At 70.0% G+C, this 17,034-nt stretch carries 12 protein-coding genes and 1 tRNA gene; 7 read left to right on the top strand and 6 right to left on the bottom strand.

The genetic code is table 11. The features are described 5' to 3' along the window. The first annotated feature begins 102 nt into the window (after positions 1 to 102). The 4 genes from BKA14_RS28410 to BKA14_RS28395 all read left to right on the top strand — a co-directional run bounded on the left by BKA14_RS28410 (position 103) and on the right by BKA14_RS28395 (position 2,432). Positions 103 to 843 carry a phosphotransferase gene (locus BKA14_RS28410; protein ID WP_239093351.1) on the top strand — a complete coding sequence of 247 codons (741 nt, stop codon included), beginning with the start codon at positions 103 to 105 and terminating at the stop codon, positions 841 to 843. Between the two features lie 174 nt (positions 844 to 1,017). Further along, a tRNA-Arg gene (locus BKA14_RS28405) sits at positions 1,018 to 1,093 on the top strand. 74 nt (positions 1,094 to 1,167) lie between these two features. Continuing rightward, complete coding sequence (locus BKA14_RS28400) at positions 1,168 to 1,716, top strand: SigE family RNA polymerase sigma factor (protein ID WP_239093349.1); 549 nt, start codon at positions 1,168 to 1,170, stop codon at positions 1,714 to 1,716. Next, positions 1,713 to 2,432, top strand: a complete 720-nt coding sequence (locus BKA14_RS28395; protein WP_184953872.1) for a hypothetical protein — start codon at positions 1,713 to 1,715, stop codon at positions 2,430 to 2,432. Before BKA14_RS28400 ends, BKA14_RS28395 begins: the two co-directional genes overlap by 4 nt. Positions 2,433 to 2,486: 54 nt before the next feature. Here the strand turns inward: BKA14_RS28395 and BKA14_RS28390 are convergent, their stop codons facing one another. Beyond that, entirely contained in the window at positions 2,487 to 3,203 is a 717-nt protein-coding gene (locus BKA14_RS28390) for a hypothetical protein (RefSeq protein WP_184953871.1), read from the bottom strand. Positions 3,204 to 3,318: 115 nt separating this feature from the next. Here BKA14_RS28390 and BKA14_RS43320 point away from each other — a divergent pair, with 115 nt between their 5' ends. Next, complete coding sequence (locus BKA14_RS43320; RefSeq protein ID WP_203722648.1) at positions 3,319 to 3,879, top strand: response regulator transcription factor; 561 nt, start codon at positions 3,319 to 3,321, stop codon at positions 3,877 to 3,879. Here the strand turns inward: BKA14_RS43320 and BKA14_RS28380 are convergent. From BKA14_RS28380 to BKA14_RS28365, 4 genes are read right to left on the bottom strand one after another with little or no spacing between them, the layout of a single operon-like run. Beyond that, a complete protein-coding gene (locus BKA14_RS28380; protein ID WP_184953870.1) occupies positions 3,839 to 5,176 on the bottom strand; it encodes a helix-turn-helix domain-containing protein in 1,338 nt (445 codons plus the stop codon). The genes BKA14_RS43320 and BKA14_RS28380 overlap by 41 nt on opposite strands. A gap of 4 nt (positions 5,177 to 5,180) precedes the next feature. After that, complete coding sequence (locus tag BKA14_RS28375) at positions 5,181 to 6,824, bottom strand: ABC-F family ATP-binding cassette domain-containing protein (RefSeq protein ID WP_184953869.1); 1,644 nt, start codon at positions 6,822 to 6,824, stop codon at positions 5,181 to 5,183. Between the two features lie 7 nt (positions 6,825 to 6,831). Continuing rightward, positions 6,832 to 8,082: an MFS transporter gene (locus BKA14_RS28370; protein ID WP_184953868.1), complete on the bottom strand. Its 1,251-nt coding sequence runs from the start codon at positions 8,080 to 8,082 to the stop codon at positions 6,832 to 6,834. A gap of 33 nt (positions 8,083 to 8,115) precedes the next feature. Then, positions 8,116 to 9,969 carry a YcaO-like family protein gene (locus tag BKA14_RS28365; protein WP_184953867.1) on the bottom strand — a complete coding sequence of 618 codons (1,854 nt, stop codon included), beginning with the start codon at positions 9,967 to 9,969 and terminating at the stop codon, positions 8,116 to 8,118. A gap of 287 nt (positions 9,970 to 10,256) precedes the next feature. Between BKA14_RS28365 and BKA14_RS28360 the strand changes: the two genes are divergently transcribed. Beyond that, entirely contained in the window at positions 10,257 to 12,074 is a 1,818-nt protein-coding gene (locus tag BKA14_RS28360; RefSeq protein ID WP_308441607.1) for an MBL fold metallo-hydrolase, read from the top strand. Between the two features lie 83 nt (positions 12,075 to 12,157). Continuing rightward, positions 12,158 to 13,747 (top strand): multinuclear nonheme iron-dependent oxidase, encoded by a 1,590-nt coding sequence (locus BKA14_RS28355; protein ID WP_184953865.1) that lies wholly within the window; start codon positions 12,158 to 12,160, stop codon positions 13,745 to 13,747. 256 nt (positions 13,748 to 14,003) lie between these two features. Here the strand turns inward: BKA14_RS28355 and BKA14_RS28350 are convergent, their stop codons facing one another. After that, a complete protein-coding gene (locus tag BKA14_RS28350; RefSeq protein WP_239093346.1) occupies positions 14,004 to 16,892 on the bottom strand; it encodes an EAL domain-containing protein in 2,889 nt (962 codons plus the stop codon). Positions 16,893 to 17,034: the final 142 nt, after the last annotated feature.

Raw genomic sequence — 17,034 nt, 5'->3', positions numbered from 1 at the left:
CGCGAACGTGAGGAGCCCGCATCTGTGCCTCGCTATCCATGGCACGAACTGCCGCCTGCTGTCCGAGCAGAGATAGAGAACTGCACCGGCCCGATCGTTCAGGTGACACCTGTCGAGACCGGGGTGATCTCCGACGTCGCGGTCGTTCTGGGCACCAGCACCGGCCGCTTCTTCTGCAAGGGCGCCGCTGCCGGCAATCCCATGGGTTGGATGCATCGCAACGAGGCCCGGATAAACGCCTGCCTCCCGCCGCCACTGCCTCGATTGCGCTGGCAGGTCGAACGCGACGACTGGCTACTACTCGGATTCGAGTACGTCGCCGGCCGGCATCCTGATCTCGCCCCGGGCTCGTCCGATCTGCCGGCAATGGCCACCGCTTTGAGCGCGATGGCTTCCAAGCTCACGCCGTGCCCCGCAGTCCGAGTGCAGCCGGCCACCGTTCGATGGGCTGATCACATTCCGGCCGAGATGGTTGACGGGGACACACTGATTCACACGGACGTCACTCCGTACAACTTCCTTCTGCATGACGGCGGCGTAACCCTCGTGGACTGGTCGATGCCATGCCGAGGGGCCGCCTGGATCGACACCGCTCTCATGGTCATTCGACTGGTTCGTGCCGGCCACAGCCCCGAGCAAGCCGAGGGCTGGGCCGGCCTGGTCCCCGTCTGGTCAGCCGCTCGCCGCGAGGCCGTCGATGCTTTCGCCGCCGGCATTGCCACCCTGAGCCGCGAACGCGAACAGCAACGGCCGTCTGCCAGTCACCTCGGCCCGCTCGCTGACGCGGCCGCTTGGTGGAGTCGTTACCGGTCGAAGCCGCGCGCCGGGGCACGTCGTGCGTGAGGTACCCCGACGACGCTGCTGCAGTATTCGTTCCGACCGTCGCTCGACACGTGCTCCGAGCAGGGATGGGATCGCTCCCATGTGTGCACGGGGGGTCGACGGGAATGGTCGGGCAGCGCCAGGGACGCCTGGGCACTACCGTGTCTGCCCTGGTAGGTAGGATGTAGGCCGCAGGCCCTCGTAGCTCAGGGGATAGAGCATCGGTTTCCTAAACCGTGTGTCGTAGGTTCGATTCCTACCGGGGGCACCACCGAAGTCCGGGTTGCTGGGTGATCCCATCATGGGGCGATGCAACCTGGCTCGAACGCGAATCGTCATCGGGGTGTGAGACGAGACAGCGGCTCGGGTGGGTCCGAGCGAGACGAGCAGTTCCACGCGTTTGTGGTCAGCCGGCGACCTCGCCTTCTCCACACGGCGACCCTGCTGACGGCGGGTGACGTCCACCTGGCCGAGGATCTCGTTCAGGCGGCGCTGACGAAGCTGTATGTCGCCTGGCCGGCTTTCCAACGTGCGGACAACCCGGACGGGTATGTGCGTCGGGTGCTGGTCAACGCGTTGATCGACGAGAAGCGGCGGATCTGGCGGCGCCGGGAGCAGACCATGGCTGTGCTCCCCGACGTCCCCAGTGTTACGTCTTCCGGCGCTGGCCCCGCCGGTGAGGCCGTGAGGCAGGCGCTTCGCGAGCTGCCGCCCAAGATGCGGGCGGCGGTTGTCTTCCGTTACTTCTACGACCTCGATGTGGCAGCGACAGCGGACGCGCTGAGCTGCTCGGAGGGCAACGTCAAGAGTCAGACCGCCCGGGGTCTGGATCGTCTCCGTGCCGCGCTGCACCAGGCGCAAATCACCTTTCTCAGCCAGGGAGCCACCCCATGAACGACCTTCGTGACCACTTCGAGGAGATCGCCGGGCCGATGCACGCCGTTGACAGCAAGCAGGTTGAGGCCGACCTGACCCGGGGCCGCCGGGCGTTGCGCCGCCGCCGGGCCGTGCAGGCTGTGGCCGGGTCGGCGTTCGGTGTCGCCGCGCTGGCCGCCGCGTTCGCGGTCGCCACCAGCGGCGGCACCCCGGCCGTGCCCGCCGACAAGGGCACCGCCAGCGTCGCCTCCGTTCAGCTTGTCGCTTACAAGGGTGAGCAGCCGAAGGGCTTCACCGTCGACAAGGTGCCGGACGGCTGGTTCGTCCAGGCCAGCGAGCAGGGTTACTTGACGGTCGCGCCCGACAAGGCGAAGAACCCGGGGCCGGACGTCAACCCGTCGACCGACCCGGTCTACGACAAGGACTCGTTCGCGGACAAGATCGTCATCATGCTGGAGTCGAAGGATCAGAGCGGTCCGTCGCGCGCGGGCAAGACGGTCAAGGTCGGTGACAAGGAGGGTGTCCTCCTCAAGAGCCTGCAGGGTGTGACCCCCGACGGTCTCGTCCCGCCCGCCCCCGGCGGTGACACCGGCTCGGAGCTTTGGATCAAGCAGCCGTCCGGCGTTTACCTGATCGTTCAGGTTTGGCAGGGTCTCGGTCTCACCGAGGCCCAGATCGTCGAGCTGGGGGCCGGCGTTCACGTGCACAAGGACGCCGTTCAGGGCGTCGGCTGACCCTTACGCGTCAATGGCGGGGCTCGCGGCGGTAAATCGTCGCGGGCCCCGTCGTCACAGCGACTCGTGGGCGGCCCGTAGTGCGGTGATCCGGTTCCGGTGGGCCGCCGCCCGCCATTCGGTGACTTCTTTGATGAGGACGTCGAGTTGGCGTTGCAGTCCTCTTATCGATTGCTCGGCGAGGGGGCCGGCCGTGCGTAGCCCGGTCGTGTCGGGTGCGGGAACGTCCATTCCCGCGCGTTCGATCAGCCGGCGCACTCGCTGCGCATCTTCCCGGAGCGCCGCCACCACCTCGGCGAGCCGCTGCCGCCCGAATTCGGCTTCGTGCCAGTCCTGCTTTGGCGTCTGGGCCGGCTCGGCCTGCGTGGACACGATCCGGAAGCGCATGTCTTCGCAGGCTTTGAGTGCTTTGTCGCAGGCCCGTACGGCGTCCACCCGGGCTCGGTAACCGGCGTCGTCCTCCAGCAGCATCGGCTCCAGCAGCGAATCGACCCGCTCGGCGTATTTCTCGTATTGGGCTCGGGCTTCGTCGCGCGCCTTGGCGGCGACGTTGCGCGTTTTCCGGGAGCGCCGGTATTGCTGGGCCCGTCCTTCGTCGACGCTCAGCACGCCGCCGAACAAGCGGTCCCGCCAATCGGTGTGTGTGGTCGACTCGGCCTGATCGCGTTCGGCCTCGGCCAGTTCCGCCTCGGCGGCGGCCAGGTCTCGCCGGGCCCGCCGTAGCAGGGCGACGTGGGGAGCCAGCAGGGTGCGATCACGGTCGCTCAGCACCCCTCCAGCATGACGTCCCCAGGGGTGGGGGTGTGACCCCTACGCCGTGACAAGCGCGTTGACTGGGGGTCACGAGTGCTAGTTATGCTTTCGGCACCTTCGGGAGGAGAGTGCTGTGATTCGGGTTGGGATTGTTGACGATCATCCGGTTGCGTTGCTCGGGTTGCGTGGCGCTCTGGAGGTTGCTCTCGACATCAGCGTCGTGGTCACTGCCTCCGATGTGGAGGGGGTGCGGGTGGACGAGCTCGATGTGTTGCTGCTCGACCTGCATCTCGCCGATGATGTGCCGTGTTTCCCGGCGGTGCGGAGGCTGGCCCCGAGGGTGCCGGTCCTGCTGATCTCGGCCGTGGACGATCCGGAGACGGTGCAGGCGGGGATGGCGGCGGGGGCGTCCGCGTTTCTGCACAAACGGGGGCATCCGCAAAGTTACATCGATGCGGTGCGCCGCGTGGCCACTCCGGCCGAACCTCGCAGCAATCAGGTGCTCTCGCCGCGGGAGCAGTCGATCGTCGGGCTGGTCGCGCAGGGGTTGACGCATGAGCAGATCGGGCGGCGGCTGCTGATCAGCAAGCACACCGTGGACACCTACGTGAAGCGGGCCCGCACGAAGCTGGGCGCGGGCAACAAGGCCGACCTCACCCGGGCCGCGCTGACGTACGCGCGGATCGCGGCCTGACGGGCGTGGGCCACGACACCACGCCGAGGCTGTCGGCCAGCGCGCGGTAGGCGGCCAGCGCCCGTGCCGGCTCGCCCGCGGACTCCCAGGTCTCGGCGAGCTCACGCCACAGTTCCGCGACCCGGCGGCGGTCGCGGGCGCCGGCGACCAGACCTTCCGCCGTACGGAGGTCGTCCTCGCCGGCCAGGCCCTGAGCGATCAGGGCGCGGCCGCGCAGCAGGTGGGCTCGCGCCCGGTCGACGGGTAACGAGTCGAGCGACGGGAACGCCTGCGCGGTCCGGGCCAGTGACTCCTCGTAGGAGCCGCGCATCAGCAGCAGCCGGGCAAGGTGCAGGTCGCAGCGGGCCAGGTCGACGTCCGCGCCCACCTCGGCCAGGGTGGTGCGGGCCTTGAACAGCAGCGACGCGGCCCGGTCGAGGTCCGGCGGGTCGGTGCGCAGCAGCAGCCAGCCCAGCACCATCCGCAGGCGGGCCAGGCCGTGTTCCTCCATCGTCTCGCCGAGCAGGCCCAGCGCGCGTTCGGCCAGCGTGATCGCGAGCCGGCGGCGGCCCTCAGCCTCGGCGACCAGACTGGCGTTCCAGTACGCGGAGCCTTTGGCCCGGTGTGTGCCGTGCTGTTCGGCGCGTTCGATCACTTCGGTGCTCAGCAGGCGGGCCCGGGTCAGGTCGCCGCGGTCCCAGTAGCAGCCGACCAGTGTGGTGGCCAGGCGGACCTCGTCCTCGGTGCCGCGCAGGCCCAGCCGGGCCGCCTCGGCCAGCGCTTCCTCCCCGTACGTGATGCTCAGATCGACGTCGCCGGCCTCGCGGTACATCCGGCAGCGCGCGTTGAGCAGCACGAGCAGGGTGGGTTCGCCGAACCGGTCGGCCCGCGACTCGGTGATCAGCGGCTCGATCGTGGCCAGCGCCTCGGGTAGCTCGCCGCGCAGCTCGAGGGCGCGCGTGACCCCCCAGGCGGCCCGGAACCGCACCGACGGCACCGCCGCGTCCTGCAGCTCACGGAAGGAGCGCAGCGCGTCGTCGGTCTGCCCGTTGGCCAGGCTGAGGTCGGCGTACCGTACGGCCAGCTCCTGCTCCTGCAGTGCGGCGGTGTCGACGCCCGTTTCGAGGTAGTCCACGCTGGTGCCCAGCCGGCGGGCGAGTTCGGAGAGCACTTCGCGGTCGGGGATGCGTTTGCCGGCCTCGATCAGGGACACGTAGCTGGCCGACACGAGTGAGCGGGCGAGTGTCGTCTGGCTCAGCCCGCGCTGGATCCGCAGGGTGCGTAGCCGTTCCCCCATGCCGTCGGTCAAGGCCCCCACCTGTTCAAGAGTAGAGCCGGTGGGAGAGGGCGGCGACGTCGACGGTCCGGTCGACCCGGATGCCGCGGGCCAGGGAGCGGTCGTGCGTGACCAGCAGGACCGTGCCGCCGAACTCGGCCAGCGCCGCCTCCACCTGTTCGACCGCTTCGATGTCGAGGTGGTTGGTCGGTTCGTCGAGCACCACGCAGTTGACCGCGCGGGCCTGCAGCACGGCCAGTCCGGCGCGGGTCCGTTCACCCTCGGTGAGCCGGTCGGCCGGGCGCAGGGCGGTGTCGCCGCCGAGCCGGAACTTGGCCAGCAGGGTGCGCGCGTCGGTGGGGGTGAGCGCCGTGGCCGCGCACACGATGTCGGTGGCGCTGCGGCCGCCGGTGAACAGGCCGCGGGTCTGGTCGATCTCGCCGACGACCAGTGCGGGGGCCGCGATCCGGGTGCCTTCGTCCAGGTCGAGCCGGCCGAGCAGCGCGTTGAGCAGGGTGGTCTTGCCGATCCCGTTGGGGCCGGTGAAGCGGATGCGCTCGCCGCCGAGCACGGTCAGGGTGAGCGGGCCCAGCCGTACGGCGCCCCGGCTGATCACGGCGTCGCGCAGCTCCAGCGCGACCCGGCCCGCGGCGGGGGCTTCGGCGATGCTCAGCCGCAGCCGCCATGGTTCCCGTACGACCGGGGGCGCGGAATCTTCGAGCCGGGACAGTTTGCGCTGCGCGGTGGTCGCGGCGGACCCGGTGTTCTGCGCGCCGGCGATGCCCGCGGCCTTGCGGAACTTGTCGCCGTCGGGCTGGCGGCGCGGGTTGAGCGCCTTCTGCTCGCCCTGACGGGCCCATTCCCGTTTGGTCCGTGCGGTTTCGGTGAGCTTGCGGTGCTCGCCGGCGTAGTCCTCCTGCGCGCGTACGGCCGCGGCCCGTCGCGCGGCGCGTTCCGCCACGTAGCTGTCCCAGCCGCCGTGATACTCCTGCGCGGTGCGGGTGAACTCGTCCAGCTCGACGACCCGGTCGACGGTGGCGGCCAGGAACGCGCGGTCGTGGCTGACCAGCACGATCCCGGCCGGCGACCCGGTCACGTACGTCTCCAGCCGGTGCAGGCCGTCCGTGTCGAGGTCGTTCGTCGGCTCGTCGAGCAGCAGGATCTCGGGCTGGGCCAGCAACACCGAGGCGAGCGCGAGCCGGCCCAGCTGTCCGCCGGAGAGCCGGTCGGCCGGCTGTTCGGGGTCGACGATGCCGAGTTCGGTCATCAGCGGCCCGACCCGGTCGTCGAAGTCGGCCGCCCCGAACGCGAGCCACCGGTCGAACGCCTCCGCGTAAAGGTCGTCGGCGCCGCGCTGCCCGTCGGTGAGCGCGGCGGTCGCGGTTTCCAGTTCCTCCCGTACGGCGGTGACCCCGGCCCGCCGTGCGATGTACCGCACCGCGGTCTCGCCCGCCCGGACCTCGCGCCCCTGGGGCACGAACAGCACCCCGGCCGACGCCGGACGCCGCACGACCTGCCCGGTCTCGGGGGTCAGCTCGCCCGCCAGCACCCGCAGCAGGGTCGACTTGCCCACCCCGTTGGGCCCGATGACGCCAGTACGGGAACCCTGCTCGACGCCGATCGTGACGTGGTCGAGCACCGTGGTCCCGCCGTAGAGGACTGTCGCGTCGACGCAGCTGATGCTGGTCATCGGGCTCCTAACGACCGGCGGGCACGGGGACGGGGGCGTGGGCTCCGGAACTGGCGAGCCGGGCCACGCCGGGAACCGCCAGGACCGCGTACGTGGAAAGCAGCAGGACTACGGCCGCGATGCCCGCCACCGGGGCCAGCCCGGCCTGGCCGACCACGAAGGGGACCAGCGCGAGGGCGATCGGCTGCAGGGCGAAGCTGGCCGTCGACTCCACCGAGAACACCCGGCCCTGGATCTCGTCGGGGAACTCCCGTTGCAGGGCGGCGTACCAGAGGATGAAGAAGACGGCCACGCCGGCTGAGCCGGCCAGCCCGGCCAGGCACAACGCCCACAGCGGCACCTCGACGGCCAGGAACAGCGGGGTCAAAGTGCACAGGGCGAGGGCGTGCATGGCCCACCAGCCGGGGCGCGCCGGGCGCAGTCGGCCGCCGGCGAGCGCGCCGAGCACCGAACCGACCAGCGTGGCCGCGCTGACATAGGCGTACGCGCCCGGGCCGTAACGCTCCTGGGAGACGAGCGGCACGAGGATCGCGTTCGGGGCGAACAGGAAGAACACCTGCACCGTGCCCTGCAGCATCAGCACCGCCACCCAGGGCCGCCGGACGACCTCGCGGATACCGGCCCGCGTCTCGCCGACCAGGTCACGCCAGGCCGATCCGGTGCCGGCTGCGAGCACCCGTACGGCGGGCAGGCGCAACCAGAGCAGGGTGGCCAGCGACACGGCGAAGGTGGCCAGGTCGACCGCCAGCGCCCGCTGAGCCGGCCCGGCGGCCAGCAGCACCCCCGCCAGCAGGGCCCCGACCAGCGAACCGATCCGTTTGGTGGCGGACTCCAGGCTGAGCGCGGTCTGCCGGTTCGGCTCGGCGACCAGCTGGGCCAGCGCGGCCCGGTGGGCCGGTTCGTAGAGGGCGGCCCCGGCCCCGGTCAGCACGGCGGCCAGCCACAGCAAAGGAAGCGGGCCGTCCGGTCCGAACAGCAGGAAACCAGTGATCCCGACCAGGCGCAGCACGTCGGCCACCGCCATCACCAGGGTGCGCGAACAGCGGTCGGCGATAGTGCCGCCGAGCAGCAGCAGCCCACCCATCGCGGCGGCCTCAATCGCGAGCACCACGGCGAACACCTCGGTGCCGCGGGGCAGCAGCAGCGCGGGCAGGACCACCAGCGTCAGCGCGTTGCCGACCACGCTGGTGACCTGACCCGCCCAGTACGCCACGAAGCGCCGGTCCCGCAACAGCGTTCGCAGTTCACTCGTCACCATCGGCTCGCACTGCCCCCATCCTGTTTCGTGTGTTCAGCCAAGCGGATGCGGCCACCAGCCGTCCACTTCGATCTCCGGCCCGAGCAAGCGCGCGATCCGCTCCCGGAAGGCGTCCGAGGGTGTGCAGAAGTCCACCGTCAGCAGGTCGTCCGAGGTGGCCCGGTGAACGAACCACGCGTCCGGATCGGGGCCCTCGGCCGACAGATCCTCGACGGTGACGACCGATCGCAGCGCGCCGAGGTCGACCGGCGGGTCGTCGTCCGCGGTCGCGGCCGGGCCCGCGGTGAGGAACGCCGTGAGTTCTTGTGGCACCTGCCGGTGGGCGAAGCGCGCCTCGTGGCCGGCGGGCGAGGTGAGCTCGCCGGGCATCGGGTCCTCATCCCGGAACGCACCCTCGGACCGCAGCACGACCCGGTAGAACAGCGCCTTGGCCAGTTCGCGGAGCGCCGAGTCGACGGCCTGGGAACGGCGTCCGGCCGCTCCCGAGCCGATCAGCACGCCGCCGTGGCCGGCCCCGCGGGCCACCGCCATGACCGCGGGCACCCCGAAGCGGGGATCGGTCATGTCGGTGAGCACGAGTTCGGCCCCGGCCTTGCGGCACAGCCCAGCGACGGCGCGGGCCAGCGCGGTGGCCGGTCGGGGCAGCACCTCCGGAGCCGCACGGCGGAACCACAGGCGCATGAAGCAGTGTCGTTCGTAGAGTTCGAGCACGGCCGCGTCGCTCGCCGCGCCCGGCCGGACGTGGGCCGCCATGCCGTTGCTGTTGCCGAGCGGGCGGGCGCTGCCGACCAGGGCGGTGCGCTCGGCCAGCTCACCGGTGGCACGGGCCAGGGCCGTGGGCAGGCTGACGTCCACGCCGTAGCCGCTCTCGCGCTCACCTTCCGGGTTCCGCGCACCGAACGTCTCGGCGTAGTAGAGGGGAGTGCCACCGACCAGCACGCAGCGCACCTGCTGCCCGTGCAGCCAGACCGGGGCCGGCTCGGCCGCGAGCACGCCGATCGCGTACAGGGGGACGGTTCCCGGTTCGAGGTGCAGCCGGCGGGCCACGGCCAGGTCGTCGAACCCGCCGAACGGGCGGCAGCGCAGACCGGCCTCGGCCAGCATCTCGATCAGGGCCTGGGCGGCGTGGCCGGCCTCGAGCAGCGTGTAGCGATAGCCGCGCTGGCCGTACTTGGCGGTGACGTCGGCCAGCCGGCCGACCAGCCAGAACCGGGTGCGGACGGCGGCCAGGGTGGGGTCCAGGGCCAGCTCGCCGGGCGCGGGCGGCTCGGCCCTGCGCTCGGTCAGCCGCAACGGGCTGCCGGTGGCCGTACGGAAGACACTGCCCGTCCCGGTGACCTGCTCGCCGACGAGTTCGACCGGGTAGAGCGCGCCGGCCGAAGGGTAGAGCCGGCGTTCGGGGTCGTGGAAGGCGCGCATGACCGCGTCGAGCACGCCGGGGTCGACCGGGGGCGCCGCGTCGTCGAGGTGATCGAACGGGGCGAAGCTGCGCGGGCGGCGGGCCGGGGACTCGAACGCCTCCGGCGGCGAGGCCGGCAGGAACCGGCGGGCGACCGCCCGGCGCTGATATTCGAGCAGGTCGTCGGGGCTGTAGAGCAGGCCCTCGTTGAGCGGCATGGACGAGCGGTCGTGCAGCTCAAGGGTGTCGCGGTGCGGCTCGTGCGAGGCGACCTGCACCATTTCGTACCGGCGCAGGAGGTCCACCGTACGGGTGGGAAGTGACGACCGGGGCAGGGGGCCGGACAGCAGATCGAGCAGCGTCCGGCGGTGCTCGGCACTCGGCACGCGCACGGCGAGGCGGCACCGCGGGCCGGTGAGGTGCACCCGGGACTGCTCGACGGTGACCGTGACCGCGGGCCGATAGCTGATCCACTCCTGGTTGTTCATGACCCCTCCGTGGTCGCGCCGGGCCACCGGCCCGCCCCGGGACGGACCCGGGGCAGGCCGGTGCTCGGCTACGCGGTCGTGCCGGCGCCTTTTACTGGCAGCGGGAGTTGGCCGGGGCGATACGGCCGGGGTTCTCGAAGGTCTCGACCTCCTCGATGGTGATTTCCTCGTCCTGCTCGAGCTCGACGGCGACGACGGGCTTCTCGGCCATGATGGTTCCTCTCGTTGATTCCGCTGCGGCCGGTTGAGCCGCTGCCAACAATCAACCATTCGGCGAGCGACCCGTCATGTCCCCGATTCAAGGGACTGCTGCAGTGTCCGTCGTCGATGCGATAGTCGCTGCAATCACCAGTTCGATACGGGGAGAGTGCGACATGCAACCGTGGCGGATAACCCGCGTACAACACACGTGTTTCGTCATGGACGCCGGATCCGGGCGGGTCGCGGTGGACCCCTCGCTCGACTATTTCGGCAATCTGTGGAGCCCGAAAGGACAGAACGATCGGGCGGTCACCACGCTGCGCGGTGTGGACGCGGTTGTCGTCTCCCATTCCCACGTCGACCACTTCCACGTGCCGACACTTCTGCAGCTCGACCGCGATACGCCGATCGTGCTGCCCGAAGCCGACCTCGACGCGCGTTTTCCGATGTCCGGGGAACTGAAGGAACACGGGTTCACCGACATCCGGTTCCTGGGCGTCGACCGGCCCGCCGCGGTGGCCGGCTTCGAGATCAGCGCGGTCGCCGCGTGCGAATCCATCGAGGGCATCCCGCAGCAGTCACTGCTGTTCGCCGCGGGTGGCCTGCGAGTGCTGCACGGGGCCGACACGCTGGAGGACTTCGCCGGTTACGCCCGGCTGGCGGCGCAGGGCCCGGTCGACGTGGCCCTGCTCCCGCTGAACTGCAGCTTCAACTTCCGGGCCCTGCGCAACCAGATGTCGCCCGCCACCTTCCTGCGCAGCGTCGAACTGCTGAGCCCGGTGGTGGCCGTGCCGCTCGGCATCAACGAGGGCACCCGCCGGGCCCAGACCGCGCTCGACGCGCCCTGGTTCCCGCACAGCGAAGCGCTCTACACCGACCGGTTCCTGCTCTCGCACGCCCCGGCCGGCACCAGCGTCGAGCCCCTGGCCGACGGGCAGACGTTGCTGCTGGAACGGGCCGCGGACGGCGCCGTGACCTGGCGCAGCGAACCCGAGCCGACCGGGGCCGACCTGTCCGCGGCCGGCGTCGAGATCGCGATGGGCCGGTTCTGGTCGCTAGCGCTCGACGTGCACCGCCGCGACCGGCATTACTTCGGTCTCAACCTGACGCGCAAGTTCCCGCAGTGGCGGGACAGCTGGCTGGAGTGCCGCGACCGGCTGGAGGCGCTGCTGCCCGAGTGGGCCGAGCACCTCACCGACGCCCTGGGCCGGGCCTCCCGCCGCTACTCGACGCTGCCGGTGCTGATGCACTTCCCCGACACGGTCGACTTCCTCGAGGCGCGGGGCGACGACGTCGCCGCGCTGGTGATGCAGTCGCTCTACCTGCTCGACCCGGACGTGGCCGAGCACGACTACCTGCAGCGGATCTACGACGTGTTGAGCTACCGGGTCCGCGACGACGCGGAGGCGCTGTGGCGCTGCCATTTCGAGTACGCCCGCTGGCTGCAGACGCGGCAGGCCGCCAAACAACCGAACCGGCCCGCCGATTTCAGCCCCGCGGCCGAACAGGGATGGCTGCGGCGCCAGATCGACGCCGACCTGGACGCGGCCGATTACGCGCATCCCCGGATCAACCCCATTTTCGGCCCGTTCGAGGGAACACCCGAATTCCTGCGTCAAGGTCCCTCGGGCGAAGACACCCTGACCTTTTATCTGGTCGACCGGAACGACGAGCGCATTCGTACGTCGGTCAAGATCTTCTCCCGTACGTCGGCCGCACTCGTGCGCGCGATCGAAGCGTCCCGGGGCCGCAAGACGATCACCGCGATCTGCGCCGAGACCGGGGCCGGCATCGACGAGTTCCGCCGGCTCTACGAAAGCATGCTGGCCTTCACGCCCTATCTGATGGACACCCATTGGCTGCCCAGCGAGACGCTCGCCTGGGAACCCCACTTCACCCGCTGAAAGGAAATCGCCATGTGGAACATCGACGACGACCCCTCGAGCCTCATCTTCGATCCGTTCGGCACGCCCCCGCGGTCGCTGTGATGTTCGGCCCCGACTATTTCGCCGGAGTCGCCCGGCGCGGCCTCGGCCTCGGCGTCAACCCGTCCGACTTCCACGACACCTACCTGGACGCCGAGCCCGGTCGCGTCGACTTCTTCGAGGTGACCGCCGCCTCGGCCCGCCATCAGGGCCGCCTGGCCTACACCGACGTGCAGGAGCGGCGCCGCCGGCCGGAGGGTTTCTTCCGGCGCAGCGCGGCCGACCTGGTCGCGTTGGGCCGCGACGTGCTGGTGCACAGCACCGACCTCAACCCGGTCTATCCGGAACCGGTGGCACCGGCCGACCTGCGCGGCCTCAACACCCTGCTCACCGACAGCGGATCGCCGTGGGTCACCGAGGACCTCGGCGTGTGGCTGATGAGCGAACGGCACGTCTACCCCTACTTCACGCCGTTCCCGTTCGACGAGACCACCCTGGCCACGACGATCGGCAACGTGCACGCGCTGCACGCCAACCTGCCCGTGCCGTTCAACGCGGAGTTCCCGCCGTGCGAGGTCATCACCGGCCGGATGCACGCCTTCGACTTCTTCGCCGACCTGGTGACCGAGACCGGCGCGGGCATGTGCGTCGACGTCGGGCACGTGCTCAGCTACCAGCTCGCCCGCGGTGTTTCGCCCCTGGCCGACCTGCACCGGCTGCCCTGGTCGCACATCACTGAGATCCACGTCGCCGGCGGCGGCCTCGACCTGCACGACTTCGGCCTGCGCTACGACGACGCGCACGGCGACGCCCCGATCATCTCGGTCTGCTTCGACCTGATCGACGCGATCGTCGAACACGCGCCCAACCTGCGGGCCATCGTGCTCGAAGTGTTCGGCGCCCGCCGGCCCGCCGAGGCGCTGTCCACCCTGGACACCGTGCGCGACCGGCCCAGCGTGGCCGCCTGGCTGGCCGGGCAGCCGCGCGGCCCCCGGTCACGGACGGCCGACGCCGGCCGCAGCCGGTCCCGGATCGTGGCCACGTTCGACGCGCTGCACGGCGGCGCCCCGGTCGACGGTGAGCGGCTGGCCGAACTGGGCGAGCCGATGCTGTCCGGGTTCGCCGTGGCCGAGCAGGACCGGTGGGAGTTCCACCGGCGGCAGCGCCTGCAACTGCACGGCGCCACCGTGGCCGGCTACTTCCCGCTGACCACCAAATGGCTGCTGCACCGCGACGGGCTCACCGAGCTGGACCTGTTCGAGCGGATCGTGCCCGCACTGACCGGTTCCGACGTGGCCCTGCACGAAAAGGTGCACGCCGCGTTCGCGCTTCAGGTCACCGCGGACGCCGCCGACACGACCGGCGCGGAGATCTATCGCCTGGAATCGTGGATGAACAGCTGCGCCGTGGAGGGCGACGCCGACCAGCGCGCCGACTTCAAGGTCAGCCTGCCCGCCCTCCTGGAGGCGATCAGGTCGGAGACGCTGGGCGCCGAGGACTTCCTCCGCCCGTACGGGGTGTCGCTGCGACACAAAGGCGACTGCCGTTTCGCGGCGGCCGCGGAGAACCGGGTGCTCGTCGAGGCGACCGCGCTGGCCGCAGTGGACCTGGGCGACGTGCCCGGCCGGGCTGTGTGCTGCAGCGGCGAATAGACGACCGGTTCGGCGGCCGCCGCGCCGCCGAACCGACGTCCCGTCGTCAGCAGCACGGATGCTCCCCGAGCAGCGCAACCACCGAACCGTGCGAAACGGTGACGGCGGCCAGCAGGACGAGAACCAGCAAACAACCGGCGGCGATGTCCAGAAAACGTCTCATGGACTCACCCTGGCAACGGCATAGATGCCCGGCAATCCCTGCTTTCACCCCCTGTGGGGTCACCCCGAAAACCCCTACATGACGGCGATAGCGTTACCAGCCGCCCACGCCGGTCAGGACTCTTTCTACCGGGACCGGTTTGCCCAGGTAGAAGCCCTGGCCGAACGGGACGCCGCAGGCCACCAGGGCGTCGCGTTGGGCTGCTGTTTCGATGCCTTCGGCGATCACCGTGCAGCCGTGCTGGTCGGCGAACTGGACGAGCGCGCGGATCGCAGCCTGGCGGGCGCCCGAGGTCTCGATGCCGGTGATCGAGTTCAGGCCCAGTTTGAGGAACGCCGGGCGTACGTGTTCGACCAGCGACAGCGTCTCGTAGCCGGCGCCCAGGTCGTCGACGGCCAGCCGGACGCCGCCGCCCAGCCGGGCCACCTCGGCCGCCTCCGCGTCGCCGGTCTCCAGCACCAGCGGGCGGCGGGACCCGGCGAGCAGTTGCGCGAGTTCGTGCGGGTGGCGCAACAGGTCGGCGGTCGCGTTGACCGACAGCCATGTGCCGTTGGGCAGGGCCGCCGACGATGCGATGGCGGCCTGGATGAGGGCGGCGTCGAGCGCGATGTGCACGCCGCGCTGGGCGGCGGACGCGAGGGCCTCGCGCGGGTTGCTGCCGTCGGCGAAGCGGGTCAGCGCCTCGTAACCGACGACATGGCCGTTGATCATGTTGTAGACCGGCTGGAAGACCGTGAAGAAGCTGAACTCCTCGAACGCGTGCGCCTGCGAGGCCGATGACGAGGCGGCCTTCCAGTCCCCGGTCTGGCTGCGCTGCAACCGCACGGTGGTGTGGCCGGCATTCGATCCGGTCTCGTGCCGGTAGTGGAGCACCTGGGCCCAGTCTCCGGCCCCGGCGGTCGGGACGGGGGGCGCGGCCGCCTTCTTCTTGGTACGCCGTTTGCGGGTCCGTTTGGGCGCCACCGGGCGCACCAGCCAGTTGCGCAGGTGGGTGAAGAGGTCGACCACCGTGTTGCCCGGACCGACGAACGCGATCATCGCGTACAGGGAAAGGGTCAGGTTGAGCACCGCGAACACCATGTTGTTCCACAGCTGGTGCTCGATGTCGACGTAGATGGTGTAGACGCACAGCGCGATCAGCGCCAGCGGGAGGATCAGGTAGCTGGTCGCCGCCGTCGTACGGTTGCGGACTTTCGGCGTACGTTTGAACGCGCTTTTCTCGCCGGTGAGCAACTGCAGCAGCGAGGCGATGCTGCCCGACAGGTTGACCGGCAGCAGAATCAGGTTGAAGCCGTAGATGCGCAACATGTCGGAACGCTTGTAGCCGAGCTGTTTCAGGTCGGCCGCCATCATGAAGAAGTACGGCACCGAGATGAGCAGCAGAATCGGGTTGAGCAGTTCGTTGTTGAACGGGTAGGCCAGCATCACGACCAGGCACACGGAGCTCCAGAAGATGGAGGCCATGTAGTTGACGCGCAGGAAGTACTCGCCGAAGCGGTTCTTGTCCTCGCGTTTCGACTTCGCCCGGAACTGGTCCTTCAGGCGGGACAGGATGAGCAGTCCGCCGTTGGCCCAGCGCTGCCGCTGAATGCAGAGCGAACCGAAGTCGGGCGGCGTGGCGCTGTAGGCCAGCCGTTCGGGGTAATTGTGCAGCAGCCAGCCCCGCACGCCGAGGTCGATCGTCGATTCGGTGTCCTCGATGACCGTACGGTCCTGGATGTACCGCTTGATCTCCCAGTCACCCTCGTACGAGGTCTCGCAGATCTCGTCGAGGGCTTTCTTGCGCAGCACGGCGTTCGCGCCGACCCAGAACGTGGCGCCGTAATGCGTCATGCCCTGGTGCACGATGTATTGGATGTCGGTGGTGGCGCCCGAAATGCGCTCGATGCGCGTGGCCGAGCCCGGATAGGCCGAATACGGCGTCTGCGCGACCGCGTGATGCGCGAACGCGCCCTGTTCGAGCAGGTGCACCAGGCGAAGCGCGTATTCGGGCAGCAGCACACTGTCCGCGTCGAGTGTGAGCACGTAGTCCGGGTTCGGCACGACCAGGTCCGCGCGGTTGGGGCCGGCCGTCACCAGCGCGGTGCCCAGCGGCGTGCTGACCTCCTGGTAGGCGCCGCCCATGAGCCCGATGTAGCTGTTCAGGTTCATCGCCTTGTTGGGCTCGTGCGACAGCGACACGTACTTCTTGCGCTCGAAGCTGGTCACCTGCACGTCGAAGATCGCCAGCAGCCGCTTGTAGAACTGGTTCATCCGCGCGATCGGTAGCGCGACCTGCTCGTCGGCGCCTTTGTTGAGCGCGCCCGCGATCTGGCCCAGTTCGGCCGCGAGCGGGTTGACGATGTGCTCGACGAAGAACGAGTCGGTGTGGTCGACGATCTCCTGCCGGGCGCCCAGGTCGTACAGCCAGTCGGAGGCGTACCGGTATTCGTCGGCCAGCCGGTGCATGTCCTCGATCATCACCAGGTAGCCGCCGCGGATGCGCACCTGCTCGTCGAAATACGCGAAAGCGTTCGAGACCCGATAGAACGGGACCTTCAGTTCGCCCTCGATCTGGCCGGGCAGCGCGCGGGCGGCCAGCAGCATGTCCCGTGCGGCCCGCGTTCTGGGCGCGCGCGGGTCGTCGATCAGCAGCGTCACCCGCAGACCCGGGTATTCCTGCAGCGCCGCCGACAGCAATGTCGTGCGGTTGGTGCGCTCATCCTCCTGATAGGACGGCACCAGGACGTGTACGGACGGCATTTTCCCGCCGCCGATGAACTCGTCGAGCATGACGCGCGGCGCCCTTTGATGACCGCGGGCGCGATAGAAATAACCGATTCGCGTAATGAGGTACGCGGTGGCCGAAGCGGCCAGTCCGGTGACCACCAACATGTACACGATCGCCTCGATCGCCAGCCGCACCGAATAGGCGTGACCCGCGATGAACTGCTGAATGATCGTGTATGTGATGTAGCACGCCCAGACCGTGATCGTCACCACGATCGCCAGCCGGCCCCGGGTGATCCTGCCTTCGGAGACCGGGGGCGGAACGATCGGGTGAGGGTCCGTCCGCCGGTCGGCCCCCCATTGGCGCTGGGCGTCCCGTTTTCCGTGGTCCGCCGATGTGCGTGGCATGCGTGTC

Source organism: Paractinoplanes abujensis (assembly GCF_014204895.1).
In the GTDB taxonomy this organism is placed as follows: Bacteria; Actinomycetota; Actinomycetes; order Mycobacteriales; family Micromonosporaceae; genus Actinoplanes; species Actinoplanes abujensis.
Note: the sequence above shows the minus strand (reverse complement) of the source record. Positions and strands in the feature narration are given on the sequence as shown.

What these genes read in the sequence shown, in the direction of transcription:
- BKA14_RS28395 (WP_184953872.1), top strand. Translation starts at nt 1,713, where the DNA reads ATGAACGACCTTCGTGACCACTTCGAGGAGATCGCCGGGCCGATGCAC.
- BKA14_RS28375 (WP_184953869.1), bottom strand. Translation starts at nt 6,824, where the DNA reads ATGACCAGCATCAGCTGCGTCGACGCGACAGTCCTCTACGGCGGGACC.
- BKA14_RS28370 (WP_184953868.1), bottom strand. Translation starts at nt 8,082, where the DNA reads ATGGTGACGAGTGAACTGCGAACGCTGTTGCGGGACCGGCGCTTCGTG.
- BKA14_RS28365 (WP_184953867.1), bottom strand. Translation starts at nt 9,969, where the DNA reads ATGAACAACCAGGAGTGGATCAGCTATCGGCCCGCGGTCACGGTCACC.
- BKA14_RS28360 (WP_308441607.1), top strand. Translation starts at nt 10,257, where the DNA reads ATGTCCCCGATTCAAGGGACTGCTGCAGTGTCCGTCGTCGATGCGATA.
- BKA14_RS28355 (WP_184953865.1), top strand. Translation starts at nt 12,158, where the DNA reads ATGTTCGGCCCCGACTATTTCGCCGGAGTCGCCCGGCGCGGCCTCGGC.